Source organism: Rothia terrae (assembly GCF_012396615.1).
Lineage (GTDB): Bacteria > Actinomycetota > Actinomycetes > Actinomycetales > Micrococcaceae > Rothia > Rothia terrae.
Genome location: NZ_JAAXPV010000018.1, coordinates 1 through 16,112, shown reverse-complemented (window position 1 = coordinate 16,112; position 16,112 = coordinate 1). Strand labels below are relative to the sequence as shown.

Sequence of the window (16,112 nt, the reverse complement as noted above, 5' to 3'; positions counted from 1 at the left end):
GCCTTCATTGTCTCACGAATGCCAAAATGCTGTACCGCTCAACGACTAGCGGGAAAAAGGCTTGGCGTGCAGTCTCAAGTATCAACTGCTCATAAAGGCTACGACGAGCACGTATTAGACCGTAACTGGTGAATGTTCCACGTTCGAAAATCTAAATCACCAACCGCAAATTGATCAGTCTCATGACTCTGCGTAGGCAACCAGTAGAAAGGGCTCTGCCGAAACATAATCTGCTGACCGTTGTATGATTTCAGCTTTGATTCTAAGTCACGAGGACAAAGATCAAAGTTGAATCCTTCATAGATAAAGGTAGTGCAACCTTCGGTTTTAAAAACCACCCGAGCTTCATTTCTTTCAGCCCGCTCAGCACGTTCAGAAACACTAGCGTCCTTGAGAGTGCAGGTTATGTAGGTGTCAGTATGCTCAGCACTATAACGCTGGATAGCTAGATAGCCAGTAGGCACGCAGATAAATACCATGGCAACAAAGCCTGACCAGAGATAGAGCATCAAAGGAGAGACATCAGGTTCAACGTAATCATCCGGTACAATGCGAAAACCCAAAGGCTCAAATAAAATTTTCACAGTTCCACCTTTTTCACGGAATTTTCTTTAAAAGGCGTCCCCGGAATTTCTTCTCTTTGAAGAGGGAAAACCTCAACTTCTATCTCTTGCCCTACAAGCGATTCATAAAATGAAACCTGCTCAGATGATATCTGCTTCCGCAGATGGAGCTTCCCACACTCAAGGGTGGAAAGATCAACGGTCCAGAAGTTATCTTCTTCTCGTGTTTCAACGAAATACACCGAACACTTCTTGCTTTCCACCGCACCCCGGGTAGAAAAATGCCAGATGTGAAAGGCCAGAGCAGCGATAGCAAGCAGGATAACCCAAACAATAATGGCAATTTTTAACTTTTTATATTCTGGCCAGTCTATTCTCTGCCCGTTGGTTGCTTGCTCCATTGTGCCTGTTCATCAGGAGTGGTTTACCTCATCATATCTGATTGTTCGACTCAGCCTGAGAAGTTTTTTAAGAGCAAAATTGCCGCCCACCTGACAGTGAGCGGCATTTTCAAACGCTAAAAGCTAAAACTTACGCAGCCTTGGGAGCTGAGGTGTCCTCAGGCAGGTTGTCCTTAGCAATCTTAACGAGAGCTGAGAAAGCAGCTGAATCGTTAACAGCGAGCTCAGCGAGCATACGACGGTCAACCTCAACCTCAGCAGCCTTCAGACCCTGGATGAAACGGTTATAGGTCAGGCCCTCTGCGCGAGCAGCTGCGTTGATGCGCTGAATCCAGAGACGACGGAAGTCGCCCTTCTTCTTGCGACGGTGATCGTAGCTGTATACCAGTGAGTGAGTGACCTGTTCCTTAGCCTTACGGTAAAGGCGTGAACGCTGGCCACGGTAACCTGATGCGCGATCCAATACGACGCGACGCTTCTTGTGCGCGTTAACCGCGCGCTTCACACGTGCCACGTGTGTCTCCTTCGTCTTATGTCCCCTACCAGCAAAAACTAACGCCGGTAGCAGGAGCGAGTTCTAAAAAGTTCTATCAGCCCAACAGGGCACAAGCGGTGAAAAGAAGGGTGAACCTTACTTGTTCAGCATCTTCTTGATGACCTTAGCCTGACCACCGGTTACGATCTGGTCAGATGCCAGACGACGGGTCAGACGTGAGGACTTGTGCTCCAGGTAGTGGCGGCGGTTTGCCTGCTGGCGCTTTACCTTGCCAGTACCGGTGAGCTTGAAGCGCTTCTTAGCACCAGAGTGGGTCTTCTGCTTCGGCATGTCTGCCGTTCTCCTTTACGTTTCGCCTTGCGTCCGCCTAAAACGAGCGCAAGAAACTTGTGTCTGTAGCAATTGTTTGCACAATGCCACCTCGAAAGGTTTGGCTTATCGAGATCCAATGGAGTGGCCTCTAGCAGCCTGCGTGTGCTTCCCGGTGGGGTTCACCGTTCAGTCACGCATTGACATTCAGTTCTTTATTCTGCTGAAGCCTGTGCCTTCAATTCCTCGGGCATAGCATCTGCCAAAGAATTGGATACAGGGGTTGCAGTGGTGGTGTCGACGCGTTCACGACCCTTGCGTCCGCCTGAGTTCTTGTTAGAGTCACGGCGAGCTTCTGCCTTACCGCGAAGCGGTGCCAGAACCATCACCATGTTACGGCCGTCAACTCGGGGGTTAGACTCTATGGTGCTAACCTCGGCCAAATCTGCAGCCATACGCTCAAGCAGGCGCACACCCATCTCGGGGCGCTGTTGTTCACGACCACGGAACTGAATCATAGCCTTGACTTTGTCACCGCCGTTGAGGAAACGACGAGCGTGCCCAACCTTGGTTTCATAGTCATGGGTGTCAATCTTGAGGCGGAAACGAATTTCCTTCAAAGCAGAGTTAACCTGCTTCTTGCGGGATTCACGTGCCTTGACAGCAGCTTCGTACTTGTACTTACCGAAGTCCATGAGTTTACACACCGGCGGCTTAGCGTTCGGTGCAACTTCAACCAAGTCAAGATCCGATTCGCGCGCCAGACGCAGTGCATCTTCAACGCGAACGATGCCTACCTGTTCGCCGCCCGGTCCGACAAGTCGTACTTCCGGAACACGGATTCTTTCATTGATACGGGGATCGCTAATGACAAAGCTCCTGTACTAGATGGGGGTGAAACCCTCAATTTTAAGATTGTTATACAAACGAAAAAAGCCTTCGTTGCATACGCAAGCGAAGGCTCAAATACTCCTTTGAGTACAGATGATAATCCGCGAAAGGACCTATCTCTGTAATACCTGTCAGCCATACGACCGACGCAGGTGGGAAGCGAACTTCCGCTTGCAAACTTGACACTACTTTACACGGGGATAATTTTTAAGACAAGGTTTACCGCGATATTCCGGTGTGAATATGACGATATCCCTGCGGTTTAGGACGGTAGATTTCAGCTCACCTCACAGATGTGAGATTCTTATGACATGGCTAACGAAGAAAACAATACCTTCCGTTTTGAAGAGACCTCCGCTGAAGCATCCAACGGTTACGACCCTTCGCAGGAAGAAATTGATGCAGTAAACGCACAGATGCGTGATATCGCCGAAGTACCTGCAGTCGAGATCATCACAACCGCCGCTGTACATCTGATGAGCGCTGCAGCAGTCAAGTGCGGTCTAGCAGCTGAAGAAAATGCGCAGGAACTCAAAGACCTTGATGAAGCCCGCAAACTCATCACCGCACTTGCAGGTTTTGTCACCGCAGCAGCTCCCGAAATCGGATCACAGCACGCAGCCCCCTTGCGCGATGGTCTACGCACCCTCCAGCTTGCATTCAAAGAAGCATCCCAGATTCCCGACGCCCCCGGACAGGGACCGGGCGAAAAATTCACCGGCCCCGTTTACTAAGAGGTGGCTGACGCATCCGCCACGGAATGCACGGTAAGACGGCGGCCGATGCTAGATACGCTGTCAAACAAATGAGGGCGGGTACTTCAGTGAAGAAGTACCCGCCCTCACGCGTCATCCGAGAAGGTTTTAGACTCGCTAAGGCTACAGCTAAGCCGAAGCCAAGGCTACATGCACAGAGTCGACCTTTTCAGAGACCACCGTTGAAGCAGCGAGAAGTTGCTGAAAACCCTGCACCGTCGCGTTGAGCTCCTCACGCGTCAGGGCAGGACGCAAAACCAGCGTAATTTTGAGCTCTGGACCGTGGCCGCCACCATCCAACTCGCGTCCGGACGCATGGACAGTATTAACTCCCTGACCGCGCGAAGCGCGAACCGCCACCACGGCAGGCAATTGAGCCCCGATGCGGGTGAGCTCATGAGCAACCGCATCATCCTTATAGGAAGGAACCCACGGCTCATCCTTTGCCAGCGCCCAAACAGCTGGTCGACGCACCACAAAAGTCACGTCTTGACCAGGATTTACAACCATCAGCTGATTCTCGTCTTCCACAGCACTCAAAGACGTCTTGCGGATATCAGCCGCCACAGGACGAGCCTGAGGGTGCCACTGTGTCAGTGCATCAACATCAGTGAAAAGAGGAAGAGCCTTGCGCCCGTCAGGAGCCTGGATGCTCACCAACGCCATGTCCGACTCCTTATCTGAAACCAAACCTTCATCAGTGATATGCGCCTGAGAAAGTTGCGCAACAACCGGCGCAAACACGCGCGTACCCCGCAGAGCCTGAACAACATCTTCTTCTCCAGCTTCACCGTGTGAAAACATCTCAAGCACACGCGCAAGCTTCTGTTCAGTTTCACCGGTATCAGTCGGATACTGATGCGTATGAGACGTGCCCTCCCCTAAGTTTCGCCCAGACCACGGCTGACCACCGGTATCAGTTTCTCTACCGGCACTTGCCAACTGAGCTTGAATATGAGCGGGAAGCTCACGCTTGCTATGGTGTTCGTGCGAGTGCTCAGCCATTATTCAGGACGTCCCGCAACCTCAAGAGCTTCCTCCAAGGTGAACTTACCGGCGTACAGAGCCTTACCCATAATGGCTCCTTCTACGCCCTCGCCCACCAGCTCACGCAAAGCACGAATATCATCTAATTGAGAAATACCGCCGGATGCGACAACCGGCTTATCAGTGCGGCGGGCAACATCGCGCAGAAGATCAAGATTTGGGCCCTGCAACGTGCCGTCCTTCGTAACATCCGTAACGACATAGCGAGCGCACCCATCATCCTCAAGACGATCAAGTACCTCCCACAAGTCGCCGCCTTCTTTAGTCCATCCGCGGGCCGCGAGCGTGGTTCCACGAACATCCAACCCCACAGCGATAACGTCGCCGTGCTCAGCGATGACACGACGCGTCCACTCGGGATCTTCCAAAGCAGCGGTACCCAAATTGATGCGAGCGGGGTTCAAGCTCAACGCACGAGCCAGCGACTCGTCATCACGAATGCCACCGGACATCTCAATCTTGATATCCAGCTTCTCAGCAACGCCCTTCAAGACTTCGATGTTGTCGCCGCGCCCAAACGCCGCATCCAAATCGACAAGGTGCAGCCATTCGGCACCGGCTTCCTGCCAAGCCAGGGCAGCCTCCACGGGGTCGCCATAACCGGTCTCAGACCCAGCTTCGCCCTGAACCAAACGCACTGCCTGACCGTTTGCAACATCTACTGCAGGCAACAGCTCCAAATATTTTTTAGCCATCGAAAAACCTTCTCTCTTCACTCGCTGCCTGATTTAGTACGCGAAAAGTACGTAACCGCCGTAGGCAAAAGCAGCTAACCCAAGAATCAACAAAACAATCTGAGCGATAAGAGGCAGCCCCTGCTTGCGAAAGGAATAGCCACCGCCCACCAAGAACGCTCCAAAAGTCATCAAAATCAGACCGGATACTGTGGGATCCATTTATTCTCCTTCACTCTCGTCCAGGCGACCGGTCACAGGCAAAGAACCAATCCAGTTGCGCAACAGCTGCAAACCAGCCTCCGCTGACTTTTCAGGATGGAACTGGGTTGCACTCAACGGACCATTTTCAACCGCAGCAATAAAAGGACCACCGTGGTCAGACCACGTCACTTGAGGAGGAACCATCGACTCGTTGTTCTGATCGAAGTTCCATTCTTGAACAGCATAAGAATGCACAAAGTAAAAACGCTCATTCTCAATCCCGTGAAAGAGAACCGAGCCTTCAGGAGCTGAAATAGTGTTCCACCCCATATGTGGAACAACATCTGCTTTCAGTCGCTCAACAACACCGGGCCACTCCCCCATACCGGCAGCTTTAACACCGTGTTCCACGCCCTCATCAAAGAAAATCTGTAGCCCAACACAGATGCCCAGCACCGGACGCCCGCCAGCCACGCGGCGTCCAATCATACGCGGAGCATCGACCTCTTTCAGACCGTCCATCACAGCCTTAAAAGCTCCAACACCGGGAACAACCAAACCATCAGCACCCAGCACATCTTTTTCTCTACGCGATAAAACAACGCGAGCGCCAGCCGCTTCAAGTGCACGCACCACAGAACGCACGTTGCCCGCGCCATAGTCCAAAACGGTAACGGTAGGTTTACTGGTATTAGTCATTATTTACAATGCACCCTTAGTCGAAGGAATATCATTATGTCGGGGATCCGATTCTACGGCTTCTCGCAGAGCACGCGCCAATGCTTTGAATTCTGCCTCCGCAATATGGTGCGGATCGCGTCCGCCCAACACATTGATATGCAGGCAGATTCCCGCATGATACGCGAACGCTTCAAATAGATGGCGCACCATCGATCCCGTGAAATGACCGCCGATTAGATGGAACTCAAACCCTTCAGGCTCACCACCATGCACCAGATACGGACGCCCAGAGATATCCACAACAGCCGAAGCAAGAGCTTCATCAAGGGGAACGGTCGCCTGACCAAAACGGCGGATACCCTTTTTATCACCTAAAGCCTGCTTGAGAGCCTCGCCCAGAACAATCGCGGTGTCCTCCACCGTATGGTGTACATCAATGTGAGTATCACCCGTGCACTTAATGTTCATATCAATCAGAGAGTGCTTGGAAAGGGCCGTCAGCATGTGATCGTAAAACGGCACAGAGGTATCGATGTTCGATGCACCGGTGCCATTCAGGTTGATCTCTACGCTGACACTGGATTCACTGGTAGTACGTTCAATTTTGGCAGTACGAGAGCCAAAATCTGTTGAAGATTGAGTCATGTGGTTAGCGTCCTTAACGAGGTGATCTAGATTTTCAGAGCATGAAGCGAAACGGTTTTTCTCACAGAACTGTATGGCGGCTCTAGTGATCAGATGCAGGCAGGTAAGCGCCGGTGCTCACCAAATAATTCTCCAAAGATTGCAAGAAAGCTGTGGTTTCTTCTTGTGTACCTGCCGTCACTCTTAAGTGCCCGGCAATACCGTTATCTCGAACTAAAATACCGTCTGCCAGCAAATACTCCCAGGCCTCCTTCTCATCCTGCAGCCCCGAGAAAAATACAAAATTGGAATCAGATTCAGCAGGCTTAAGTCCCAGCTCACGGAGCCTAGTCACGATGCGGTTTCTCGCATCCTTAATATCCTCAACGTTTGCTAACAGTTGCGTACGATGACGCAAAGCCGCCAAAGCTGTTGCCTGTGTGACCGATGACAGATGATAGGGCAAACGAACTAGTCGAACCGCATCCGCAATGGCAGGGTGCGCCGCGAAATAGCCCAGTCGCACACCAGCAAATGCAAACGCTTTACTCATGGTGCGACTAACCACCAAACGATCGCGTCCAGGTAACAGCGTCAGAGCTGTCTGCTCTGGATCTTGCGCAAACTCGGCGTAGGCTTCATCAACGATGAGAATGCCATCCAGTTCTTCGACCGCTGAGTAAACCCGCTCGATAACTTCTTTTTCCAGAGCGGTGCCGGTGGGATTGTTCGGCGAACACAGCACCACAATATGAGGGCGATGCTTGATAACTTGAGCAACCGCAGACTCTGCGGTGAGGGTAAAGTCCGCCGCACGCTCTCCGGCGATAAATTCGGTATTGGTACCATCAGCCAAAAGCGGGTACATGGAATAGGTGGGCACAAAGCTCATGACGCTTCGCCCTGGCCCGCCAAAAACTTGGAAAAGTTGCTGAAGTACTTCATTTGAGCCGTTAGCAGCCCATACATTGTCAGCTGTGAGCCCGTGCCCTAAAAACTCTGCGAGTTCTTGACGCAACTCAACGAATTCACGGTCGGGGTAACGATTGAGTCGGTGGGCAACTTTACCGATTTCAGCACCGATGGCTTCTACCACCTCATCGGGCATCGGGTGCGTATTCTCATTGACGTTTAGCGTAATAGGAACATCAATCATGGGCGCGCCATACGGTGAGCGACCACGCAAGTCGTCGCGAATAGGCAGGTTCTCAAGTGCTTGTAATGCTTCACTCACACTGCCAGTCTAATCACAACTACGACGTACTAACCATTCATTACGGGGATTTCCAGATTCTGACCAGTATGCAAAGTAGTGCTGGAAAGATTATTGACGTCGATAATCAGATTCACCACATCACGAGGATCCGATTCGGGGCTCACTTCTCGCGCAACATCCCAAAGGGTTTGACCAGCATCAACAGTCACTGTACGACCCACTGATGATGAATCAACCGGACTTGAACCAGCTTGGGCATCCTGAGGGGCGACAAAGGATGCACCGACTAGAACGATGAGGGCACCTAGAGTCATGAAAGAAAGTCCCTTGAGCATAGAAAGTAGGCGGCCTCGACGAGATGTCCGGGTAGCCGGCGCGACGCTCGGGTTTAAATCTCGTTGGTTTCGAACAGGCTGAGGAAGCTGCCGCGCAGGCTTGATCACTCGAAGCTGAGCAGAAGGAAGCGGTGCGCTCTCTACCCGTTGCGGACGAACCACAGCGTTAGCACGCGAAAAAGCCGTGCCGGGACGGACAGGACGCGGGATAACTACAGTACTCACTATCGGAACTCCTTCTTACTGAACAGGAAACCAAATATTCGAAACTTTGTTCGAACTTCGTATATATGTTCTATCAGAAAATTCGAACATAGTCGAGAAAAATTAGAACAAATGTTTGGTTTTCGAATAAAAGTGCCATAGGCTGATAGAACTAAGACACCAGTGAGCACTAGTCAAACACTGGGGACTGACAAAATAAGGACTACAGAAACGAGCAACCAGTGAGTTACAGCACGCCAGATACTCCGCAGGGTAAGCGTCCTCGCGGTGCTAAGCCCCTCACCGCTCGCCAACAGAAAATTTTGACCGCCATTTCCACCGCCATTGATGAACGCGGTTATCCGCCGTCAATGCGCGAAATCGGAGATCTCGTTGGTCTAGCATCGCTTTCTTCTGTCACTCATCAGCTCTCGCGTTTGGAGCAGATGGGATATATCCGTCGCGATTCAAAACGTCCCCGCGCTATTGAAGTCCTCAATTTTGGCGATGCGGAGCATTCTGCTGAAGAGACCACCGCAGACCTTGTGGCTTCACCGCAGATTCCCTCTTTCGAACCGCCCTCTCACGATCTTGCACAGGTTCCTTTGATGGGCCGCATCGCAGCGGGTGCTCCCATTACAGCGGAACAAAACATCGAGGATGCCATGGCGCTACCTCGACAGCTTGTTGGAAACGGCGAGCTGTTCATGTTGCGTGTTAAAGGTGATTCCATGGTTGATGCAGCAATTATGGATGGTGACTGGGTGGTTGTACGTTCGCAACACACCGCTAACAACGGGGATATTGTGGCGGCTCTTCTTGATGATGAAGCGACTGTCAAAACTTTCCGCCAACGCGATGGTCATACCTGGCTACTGCCCCAAAACACCCAGTATGAGCCCATTATCGGCGATCACGCTCTTATCATGGGCAAGGTAGTTTCGGTTCTCAGAAGCCTTTAGAGCAAAAGCATCTGCACATCAAAAGAGGCCGCCCCACCATCGTGAATATGGTGGGGCGGCCTCTTTTATGTGTTACCTGATTTTAATGGCGGGCAAACCTTCACTATTCTGCATGAACGCTATGCCCCGCACCAGGGTTATTTATTCTCGAAGTTACGAGCGATTTCTTCAGGGGTCTGAATCGGGATCATGCCGGTAACAGGCAGGTGCTCACGTTCCAATTTAGCTTTGGTAACCTTCCACAGAATGGTGAGGACAACAAACCAAAGCGGGATAAGAATCAAAGCGATACGGGTATCTTCGCCCAGTGCCAGTGCAAAAACGATAAAGGCAAAGAACGCAAGAATAAACCACGGAGTGATTTTAGGAAGTGGCATGCGGAACTGCGAGGCCGCGTGACGTTCAGGGAACTTGCGATGGTAGTTGATGTAGCTGACCACGATGCTACCCCAGGTAAAGAGGATGCAGGTGGAGCACAAAGATGAGATCACGGTGAATGCCGAAACCAGGGTATCGCCGGCTAGCAGTAACGGGATCGACAAGAATGCGAAAACCGCGGTGAAGAAAACAGCATTAGACGGCACATGACGCTTGTTTTTGCGTGCAAAAAGTTTAGGCGCATGTCGGTCAAGTCCCAGCGAGTACGCCATACGGCTAGCCGAATAAACACCGGAGTTGGCGCTGGACGCGGCAGAGAGCAAAACCACAAGGTTGACCACAAACGCTGCGCCGGTGAATCCGACCATGCCGAACATGGAGGTGAAGGGGCTCTGTTCTGGATCGATGTCTACCCAGGGAGTAACCATCATAATGATGCTCAGTGCACCCACGTAGAACACCAAGATACGCATGATGATGGAGTTAATAGCCTTAGGCAGGTTTCGGTGCGGGTTTTCGGTTTCAGCAGCTGTGGTACCTACCAGCTCAATACCGATAAAGGCAAAAATACCCATCTGGAAGCCCAGAATAAAGCCGCTCAGACCGGTGGGGAAAAATCCACCGTAGTTCCAAAGGTTAGATACCTGAGCTGTCGTTCCGTTGGGATTATGGTGACCGCTGAAGATCAGGTAAAGACCAACAACGATGAGCGCCAGAATCGCTACGACCTTGATAATTGCGAACCAGAACTCTGTTTCGCCAAAGAATTTAACCGGCTGAAGGTTCAAAATTAAGAGCGCTGAAGCCGTGAGCAAAGCCGGTAACCAGACAGGAATATCGGGGTTGAAATACTGGGCGTAGGCGGTAATAGCTACGATATCAGCGATACACGCAACAACCCAGGAGAACCAGTAGTTCCACGAGACGAAAAAGCCGGCCCAGGGACCGATAAGGTCTTTGGCGATATCGCCAAAGGTTTTGTAGTTGAGGTTGGACAGCAGGAGCTCACCGAGTGCTCGCATCACGAAGAAAAGCACGAACCCGATAATCATGTACACAAAGATTACCGAGGGGCCGACAAGGCTGATGAGCTTACCCGAGCCGAAGAACAGACCGGTACCAATCGCGCCGCCAATTGCAATCATTTGCAAATGACGGTTTGACAGGCCGCGATCCAGTTTTTGCTCAGAAATATCTTGAGTTTGAGCGCTAGATGCCATTGCTATTCACCTGTATTGATGTGTATTTCACGGTGTTGAACGCTCAATACCTTGAGGCTACTGAACGTTTGGATTTTATGAATAAAATCCGCCAGTGAAAATTATAGATTTACTGCGCTCTCAAGCACACTAATACCAATGGTACTTCCTTTTAAAACTGAAAGGATGGAAACCGCACAAAATAACGGGGGTTCTTCCTTCCTTTGTGCGGGGTTATCGATGATTACCCGCATCCAGCGAAGGAAATGACAGAGTTTGCTATGCAACGCTGATGCTCGTAAAAACAAGATGACGATGTATGTTCAAGTTTCTACAGTTGAGAAATAAAAATCGCGGGGCTGGTTTTCAGAAACCAGCCCCGCGACACCAAGACGTTTTCAAGGATCGGCAAAGAGCCTAGTCAATGCTGGCAGCGAGTCTCTCCAAAGCACCGACCGTAACGTCCTTATTTTGGGTCGTCCAAAAAGGCGGTAGAGCTTTCACGAGGTAGCTTCCGTACCGCTGAGTGGCGATGCGCGAATCTAGAACAGCAACTACACCGCGGTCGTTGACGGATCGCACTAGACGTCCTGCTCCCTGCGCCATACGAATCGCAGCGTGGTAGGCAGAAACAGCCATGAATCCGTTGCCGCCGGACTCAGCCACCGCGCGTGTACGAGCGGCAGACAGAGGATCATCAGGACGAGGGAAAGGAATGCGGTCCATAATGACCAGTCGGCATGAGTCACCAGGCACATCGACACCTTGCCATAGGCTCATTGTGCCAAACAGGCAAGAATCCGTGTCTGCGCCAAATTCTTTGACCAGCGCACGCAACGATGATTCTCCCTGCACGAGAATATTGAGATTGGTGCGTTCACGTACGTATTCTGCAGCAAGCTCTGCCCCACGTTTCGAGGAAAACAGTCCAAGCGCACCACCACGAGAAGCCTCAATCAGCTCTAGCACGCGCTGAAGTTGCTCTTCAGACACGCCGCGTCCGGGTTTGGGCAGGTCAGACGCAAGATAAAGGACGCCCTGCTTGGGGTAGTCGAAAGGCGAACCTACGTCCACGGCCTCCCAGCGAGGTCCGCCCGTTCCTTGAAGCCCCAGTGCCCCCGCGACGGAATCGAAAGACTCCCCCACCGTCAAGGTAGCCGATGTAAGCACCACGGTGCGGTCTTCGAAGAGTCCTTCACGCAGGCGGCCTGCTACTGACAGCGGTGCGACGTGTAAGGTTGCAGGATCCGTATCGGAAGCAGCCACATATCCGCGTCCTGGCTCCCAAGAACCTACACGCGAGATCCAGACAACCTCGTACTTTTCATCGGCATTGAGCATGCGCTCGGCAAGCTCCATCACCTCGGTGAGCTTAGCGCGAGCCATCTGGCGGCCGGCATCGGAGTCTTTAGCGTCGCTCTTGGTATCGGACAGCGCCGTGCGTGTAGCGTCCAAAACCTGGCTCATGGCATGCCCAACACGTTCGGGCAGTCCCTTCGGCAGCAAGGCGGCAGGAATTCCGTCTAACGCGTTATCCAAGTTTCGTGCAGCTGACTCAAGCGGAGAAGAATCTGCTTTCGTATTCTTCTTCATGCTGCGGGCTGCGGAATGAACCATCGCCGGTGAGAGCGCACCGGTAACAGCTCCGGTGACGCGGTCAGCAAGTTCATGGGCCTCATCAATGACCACAATTTCGTGCTCAGGCAGAACGCCGATGCCTTCAAAGGCGTTAATTGCCAAAAGAGCATGGTTAGTAATCACGATGTCAGATTCATTGGCACGAGTCTTTGCAAGCTCTGCAAAACATGACTCTACCAACGGGCATTTACGTCCCAAACACTCAGAGGCGTTAACTGAAACCTGTCGCCACGCTTTATCGCTGACACCTGGAATGAGCTCATCGCGGTCACCGGTATCGGTAGTTTCAGCCCAGGCGCGCAAACGCAGAACCTCTTCACCTAATCTGCCGGTAGCTCCACCGGGATCAACATCGAAGAGAGTTTCTTGCTCATCATCGGGGTAACCGCCCTCAAGCTTGTGCAAGCAGACGTAATTGTTGCGCCCTTTAAGAATCGCTACCTCTGTCTCGCGCTCAGGGCGATCTCCCACTGACTCGAGCAGACGCGGAATATCGCGGTTAACAATCTGGGACTGCAAGGCCAAGGTAGCGGTCGCCACAATGATTGGTTTATCACTGTGTTGAGCATAGTGCAGGGCTGGAACAAGGTAGGCCAAAGACTTACCGGTACCTGTGCCCGCTTGAACCAGCAAGTGACGGTCTAGTTCGAGAGACTGCGCAACGTGAGCGGCCATGGTTCGCTGGCCGTCGCGTTTCTGCCCGCCGCTGGCGTCCACCACCGCGTCGAGAAGGTCAAGGACGTCTGCAGCCCCCGGCAAAGTCTCAAGCTCTTGACCGGTCAAGGGCTGGCGCTGGGATTCCTGCCCACCGCTCATTAGCGTACCGTTTCGGTTGCACCGGCATCCAGTGCTTCTTGAATTTCAGGTTCTAGAACTTCTAAAAGTTCTTCATCAAGCACGTACTCTGATAGCTCTGATGCGACTTCATCACGCACGAGTGCCTGTACGTAGGTGCCATCTGAGATAAAGGCGGTACGCAAAATTTCTGCGTCCCATTCGTGCAGTCGTGAGACTACCTCACCGTGTGCGTAAGGAACCATCAGATGAACCTCAATGGAAGGACGCGGAATCATATCCGCAATCAGCTCTTTGAGCTCGTCGACTCCCTCGCCGGTACGAGCTGAAACAACAACGCTGTTTTCCTCGCGTAGACGCAAACGCTCAACCACGAAAGGATCAGCAGCGTCAGCCTTATTGAGAACGATGAGCTCGGGAACGTTCCGTGCATCGACCTCAGTAAAGACCTCGCGCACTGCCTTGATCTGCCCCTCAGGGTCGGGGTGTGAAACGTCAACCACGTGCACAATAAGATCGGCGTCTGCCACTTCTTCTAGAGTGGAGCGGAATGCCTCAACCAGCTGCGTAGGTAGCGAGCGCACAAAACCGACGGTATCAGAAAGGGTGTATCCCACACCGTCAGGTGTTTGTGCCTTGCGGACGGTCGGGTCAAGAGTTGCGAACAGGGCGTTTTCGACGAGGACGCCGGCGTCGGTGAGGCGGTTAAGCAAGGAGGATTTACCCGCGTTGGTGTAACCCGCGATAGCCACCGACGGCACGCGATTGCGCTTACGGTTAAGACGCTTGGTCTCGCGGGCGGGCTTCATCTGCGCGATTTCACGACGCAGTTTTGCCATGCGAGCACGCAGGCGGCGACGGTCCAACTCAATCTTTGTTTCACCGGGGCCACGCGAACCAATACCTTCACCACCGGCGGCGCGTCCACCGGCCTGACGGGACAGGGATTCACCCCAACCGCGCAAACGCGGCAGCATATATTCAAGCTGCGCCAGCTCGACCTGGGCTTTACCTTCACGAGATTTAGCGTGCTGCGCAAAGATATCAAGAATCAAAGCGGTGCGGTCGATGACCTTTACCTTGACAATATCTTCAAGTGCACGACGCTGTGAGGGCGCGAGTTCGGAATCAACAATCACGGTATCGGCGCCCTGCATCTCAACAATTTCTTTGAGTTCCAGCGCTTTTCCTGAACCGAGAAAGGTACTGGGGTCGGGCTTCATGCGACGCTGAACAAGGCCATCAAGCACCTCAGAACCAGCAGTTTCTGCCAGCGCTGCAAGCTCGCGAAGGGAGTTTTCAGCGTCCTGAACCGTACCTTCAGTCCACAACCCGGCTAAGACAACGCGCTCAAGGCGAAGCTGTCGGTACTCAACTTCGGTAACGTCTTCAAGCTCCGTTGAAAGACCTGCAACACGGCGAAGTGCGCGACGTTCTTCAAGATCCCGCTGTTCACCGTCATAGGATGAGTGTTCTTCGCGAAGGTCAGAGAGTTCGCGAGCGCGTTCGTCTAGGACTTTAGAGGATTTCGGTGTTTCTGCTCTGCCCAACACTCGCTCTACAGTTGCTCGCAACTGCTCGTCGCTGGGCAGTTTATCGGTGTTGGGAGTGTCAGTCACTACGGAAAAGTCCTTTCGACAAAAATAATGCTCCCCTATTCTATCGAGGGAATGAGCGTCCTGACTATGCTCGGTGTTGGCTTTTCCCCCACGGCGTACAGCTTGCGCGTTTAGGAACTAAGGTGTGAGCACGTAAAATGGGTTTTATGGCAGAGCAGCATTATTTTTCATCGAATCCCGTTTCTGAGTTCACTCCTCAGCAGGTGAAAGTTCGGTTGGCGGGGCAGGATCGTACCGTGGTGACGGCACCCGGCATCTTTTCACCTGCCGGTATTGATAAGGGCACCGCTGTTCTGCTCGCTGAGGTTCCGCCGGCTACCGGTTCGCGCATCCTTGATATCGGATGCGGGTGGGGTCCAATTACCCTCACAGCGGCTTTAGAATCGCCTGATTCGCAGGTTTATGCCGTTGACGTCAATCAGCGTTCAATGGAACTCACCCGCATGAATGCAGAGCGATTAGGAGCTACCAATGTGCAGGTATCTTTACCCGAGGATGTTCCAACCGATGTTGAGTTCGATCTTATCTGGTCGAACCCGCCTATTCGCGTGGGTAAGGACGCTCTTCATAACATTATGCGCACCTGGCTACCGCGTCTGACGGTTGGCGGTAAAGCCTATTTGGTGGTGCAGAAAAATCTGGGGTCTGACTCATTGCAGAAATGGTTGGTGAACGAACTGGGGTCTGACTACTCAGTCAATCGCTATGCGACTTCTAAAGGTTTCCGCATATTGCTGGTGGAAAGAATGAGCTAAAGTTCGCAACGTTAGCGCTACATTAGCCATGACATAACGGTTAACCCGAAAAGAATTAGAGCAATTAAAGTAGCTACCGCGTTCCATCGGGTGCGAATGGTGGCGGAGGCTTATTCATAAGGGGTCCGACGCCGCAAAGAAAATCAACGCCCGCACCACCGAAGACACCTGCGAATAAGAACTCACCGGACGCCGAGAACCAGTTCGTAGAACTTATCAAATGCAAATAACATGTATGGGGACTAACTTCAGCCATACACTAAAACACCAAAACATAGCTCACTACCTGTCACGGTGAATCATTGAAGGATCAGTTTCACCCCAATTACCTTCCGGAGTAACCAAAAAGGTACCCACAGTTCCAGA

At 52.2% G+C, this 16,112-nt stretch carries 18 protein-coding genes; 3 read left to right on the top strand and 15 right to left on the bottom strand.

Annotated elements, in window-relative coordinates; genetic code table 11:
* Positions 1 to 98 precede the first annotated feature (98 nt).
* The 5 genes from HF984_RS09535 to infC form a co-directional block, all read right to left on the bottom strand.
* Positions 99 to 584 (bottom strand): hypothetical protein, encoded by a 486-nt coding sequence (locus tag HF984_RS09535; protein ID WP_168615443.1) that lies wholly within the window; start codon positions 582 to 584, stop codon positions 99 to 101.
* Positions 581 to 964: a hypothetical protein gene (locus tag HF984_RS09530; protein ID WP_168615442.1), complete on the bottom strand. Its 384-nt coding sequence runs from the start codon at positions 962 to 964 to the stop codon at positions 581 to 583. Before HF984_RS09530 ends, HF984_RS09535 begins: the two co-directional genes overlap by 4 nt.
* A 130-nt stretch (positions 965 to 1,094) precedes the next feature.
* Entirely contained in the window at positions 1,095 to 1,478 is a 384-nt protein-coding gene (rplT, locus tag HF984_RS09525) for a 50S ribosomal protein L20 (RefSeq protein ID WP_168615441.1), read from the bottom strand.
* A gap of 117 nt (positions 1,479 to 1,595) precedes the next feature.
* Entirely contained in the window at positions 1,596 to 1,790 is a 195-nt protein-coding gene (gene rpmI, locus HF984_RS09520; protein ID WP_168615440.1) for a 50S ribosomal protein L35, read from the bottom strand.
* Positions 1,791 to 1,984: 194 nt separating this feature from the next.
* Positions 1,985 to 2,638 carry a translation initiation factor IF-3 gene (gene infC / locus HF984_RS09515; protein WP_168615466.1) on the bottom strand — a complete coding sequence of 218 codons (654 nt, stop codon included), beginning with the start codon at positions 2,636 to 2,638 and terminating at the stop codon, positions 1,985 to 1,987.
* 333 nt (positions 2,639 to 2,971) lie between these two features.
* On the opposite strand from infC, the gene HF984_RS09510 reads away from it, so the two are divergent.
* Complete coding sequence (locus tag HF984_RS09510) at positions 2,972 to 3,394, top strand: DUF1844 domain-containing protein (RefSeq protein ID WP_168615439.1); 423 nt, start codon at positions 2,972 to 2,974, stop codon at positions 3,392 to 3,394.
* Between the two features lie 150 nt (positions 3,395 to 3,544).
* On the opposite strand, the gene HF984_RS09505 is transcribed toward HF984_RS09510, so the two are convergent.
* From HF984_RS09505 to HF984_RS11880, 7 genes are all read right to left on the bottom strand, one after another.
* Positions 3,545 to 4,420: an SseB family protein gene (locus HF984_RS09505; protein ID WP_168615438.1), complete on the bottom strand. Its 876-nt coding sequence runs from the start codon at positions 4,418 to 4,420 to the stop codon at positions 3,545 to 3,547.
* Positions 4,420 to 5,157, bottom strand: coding sequence for a bifunctional 1-(5-phosphoribosyl)-5-((5-phosphoribosylamino)methylideneamino)imidazole-4-carboxamide isomerase/phosphoribosylanthranilate isomerase PriA (gene priA, locus HF984_RS09500; protein ID WP_168615437.1), 738 nt, complete (start codon positions 5,155 to 5,157; stop codon positions 4,420 to 4,422). The genes HF984_RS09505 and priA overlap by 1 nt, the downstream gene beginning before the upstream one ends.
* 33 nt (positions 5,158 to 5,190) lie before the next feature.
* On the bottom strand, positions 5,191 to 5,358 hold the full coding sequence (locus tag HF984_RS09495; protein WP_168615436.1) for a hypothetical protein: 168 nt from the start codon (positions 5,356 to 5,358) through the stop codon (positions 5,191 to 5,193).
* Positions 5,359 to 6,039, bottom strand: a complete 681-nt coding sequence (gene hisH / locus HF984_RS09490; protein ID WP_168615435.1) for an imidazole glycerol phosphate synthase subunit HisH — start codon at positions 6,037 to 6,039, stop codon at positions 5,359 to 5,361.
* Positions 6,040 to 6,042: 3 nt separating this feature from the next.
* Positions 6,043 to 6,666 (bottom strand): imidazoleglycerol-phosphate dehydratase HisB, encoded by a 624-nt coding sequence (gene hisB / locus HF984_RS09485; protein WP_168615434.1) that lies wholly within the window; start codon positions 6,664 to 6,666, stop codon positions 6,043 to 6,045.
* Positions 6,667 to 6,748: 82 nt separating this feature from the next.
* Positions 6,749 to 7,879, bottom strand: a complete 1,131-nt coding sequence (locus HF984_RS09480) for a histidinol-phosphate transaminase (RefSeq protein ID WP_168615433.1) — start codon at positions 7,877 to 7,879, stop codon at positions 6,749 to 6,751.
* A 29-nt stretch (positions 7,880 to 7,908) separates the two neighbouring features.
* Positions 7,909 to 8,421: a LysM peptidoglycan-binding domain-containing protein gene (locus HF984_RS11880; RefSeq protein ID WP_168615432.1), complete on the bottom strand. Its 513-nt coding sequence runs from the start codon at positions 8,419 to 8,421 to the stop codon at positions 7,909 to 7,911.
* A 221-nt stretch (positions 8,422 to 8,642) separates the two neighbouring features.
* On the opposite strand from HF984_RS11880, the gene lexA reads away from it, so the two are divergent.
* On the top strand, positions 8,643 to 9,362 hold the full coding sequence (gene lexA / locus HF984_RS09470) for a transcriptional repressor LexA (protein WP_168615431.1): 720 nt from the start codon (positions 8,643 to 8,645) through the stop codon (positions 9,360 to 9,362).
* 137 nt (positions 9,363 to 9,499) lie between these two features.
* On the opposite strand, the gene HF984_RS09465 is transcribed toward lexA, so the two are convergent.
* From HF984_RS09465 to hflX, 3 genes are all read right to left on the bottom strand, one after another.
* A complete protein-coding gene (locus HF984_RS09465; protein ID WP_168615430.1) occupies positions 9,500 to 10,960 on the bottom strand; it encodes an amino acid permease in 1,461 nt (486 codons plus the stop codon).
* Positions 10,961 to 11,356: 396 nt separating this feature from the next.
* Positions 11,357 to 13,393, bottom strand: a complete 2,037-nt coding sequence (locus HF984_RS09460) for an ATP-dependent DNA helicase (RefSeq protein ID WP_168615429.1) — start codon at positions 13,391 to 13,393, stop codon at positions 11,357 to 11,359.
* Positions 13,393 to 14,991, bottom strand: a complete 1,599-nt coding sequence (hflX, locus tag HF984_RS09455; protein ID WP_168615428.1) for a GTPase HflX — start codon at positions 14,989 to 14,991, stop codon at positions 13,393 to 13,395. Before hflX ends, HF984_RS09460 begins: the two co-directional genes overlap by 1 nt.
* A gap of 146 nt (positions 14,992 to 15,137) precedes the next feature.
* Here hflX and HF984_RS09450 point away from each other — a divergent pair, with 146 nt between their 5' ends.
* Positions 15,138 to 15,746, top strand: coding sequence for a class I SAM-dependent methyltransferase (locus HF984_RS09450; RefSeq protein WP_168615427.1), 609 nt, complete (start codon positions 15,138 to 15,140; stop codon positions 15,744 to 15,746).
* Positions 15,747 to 16,112: the final 366 nt, after the last annotated feature.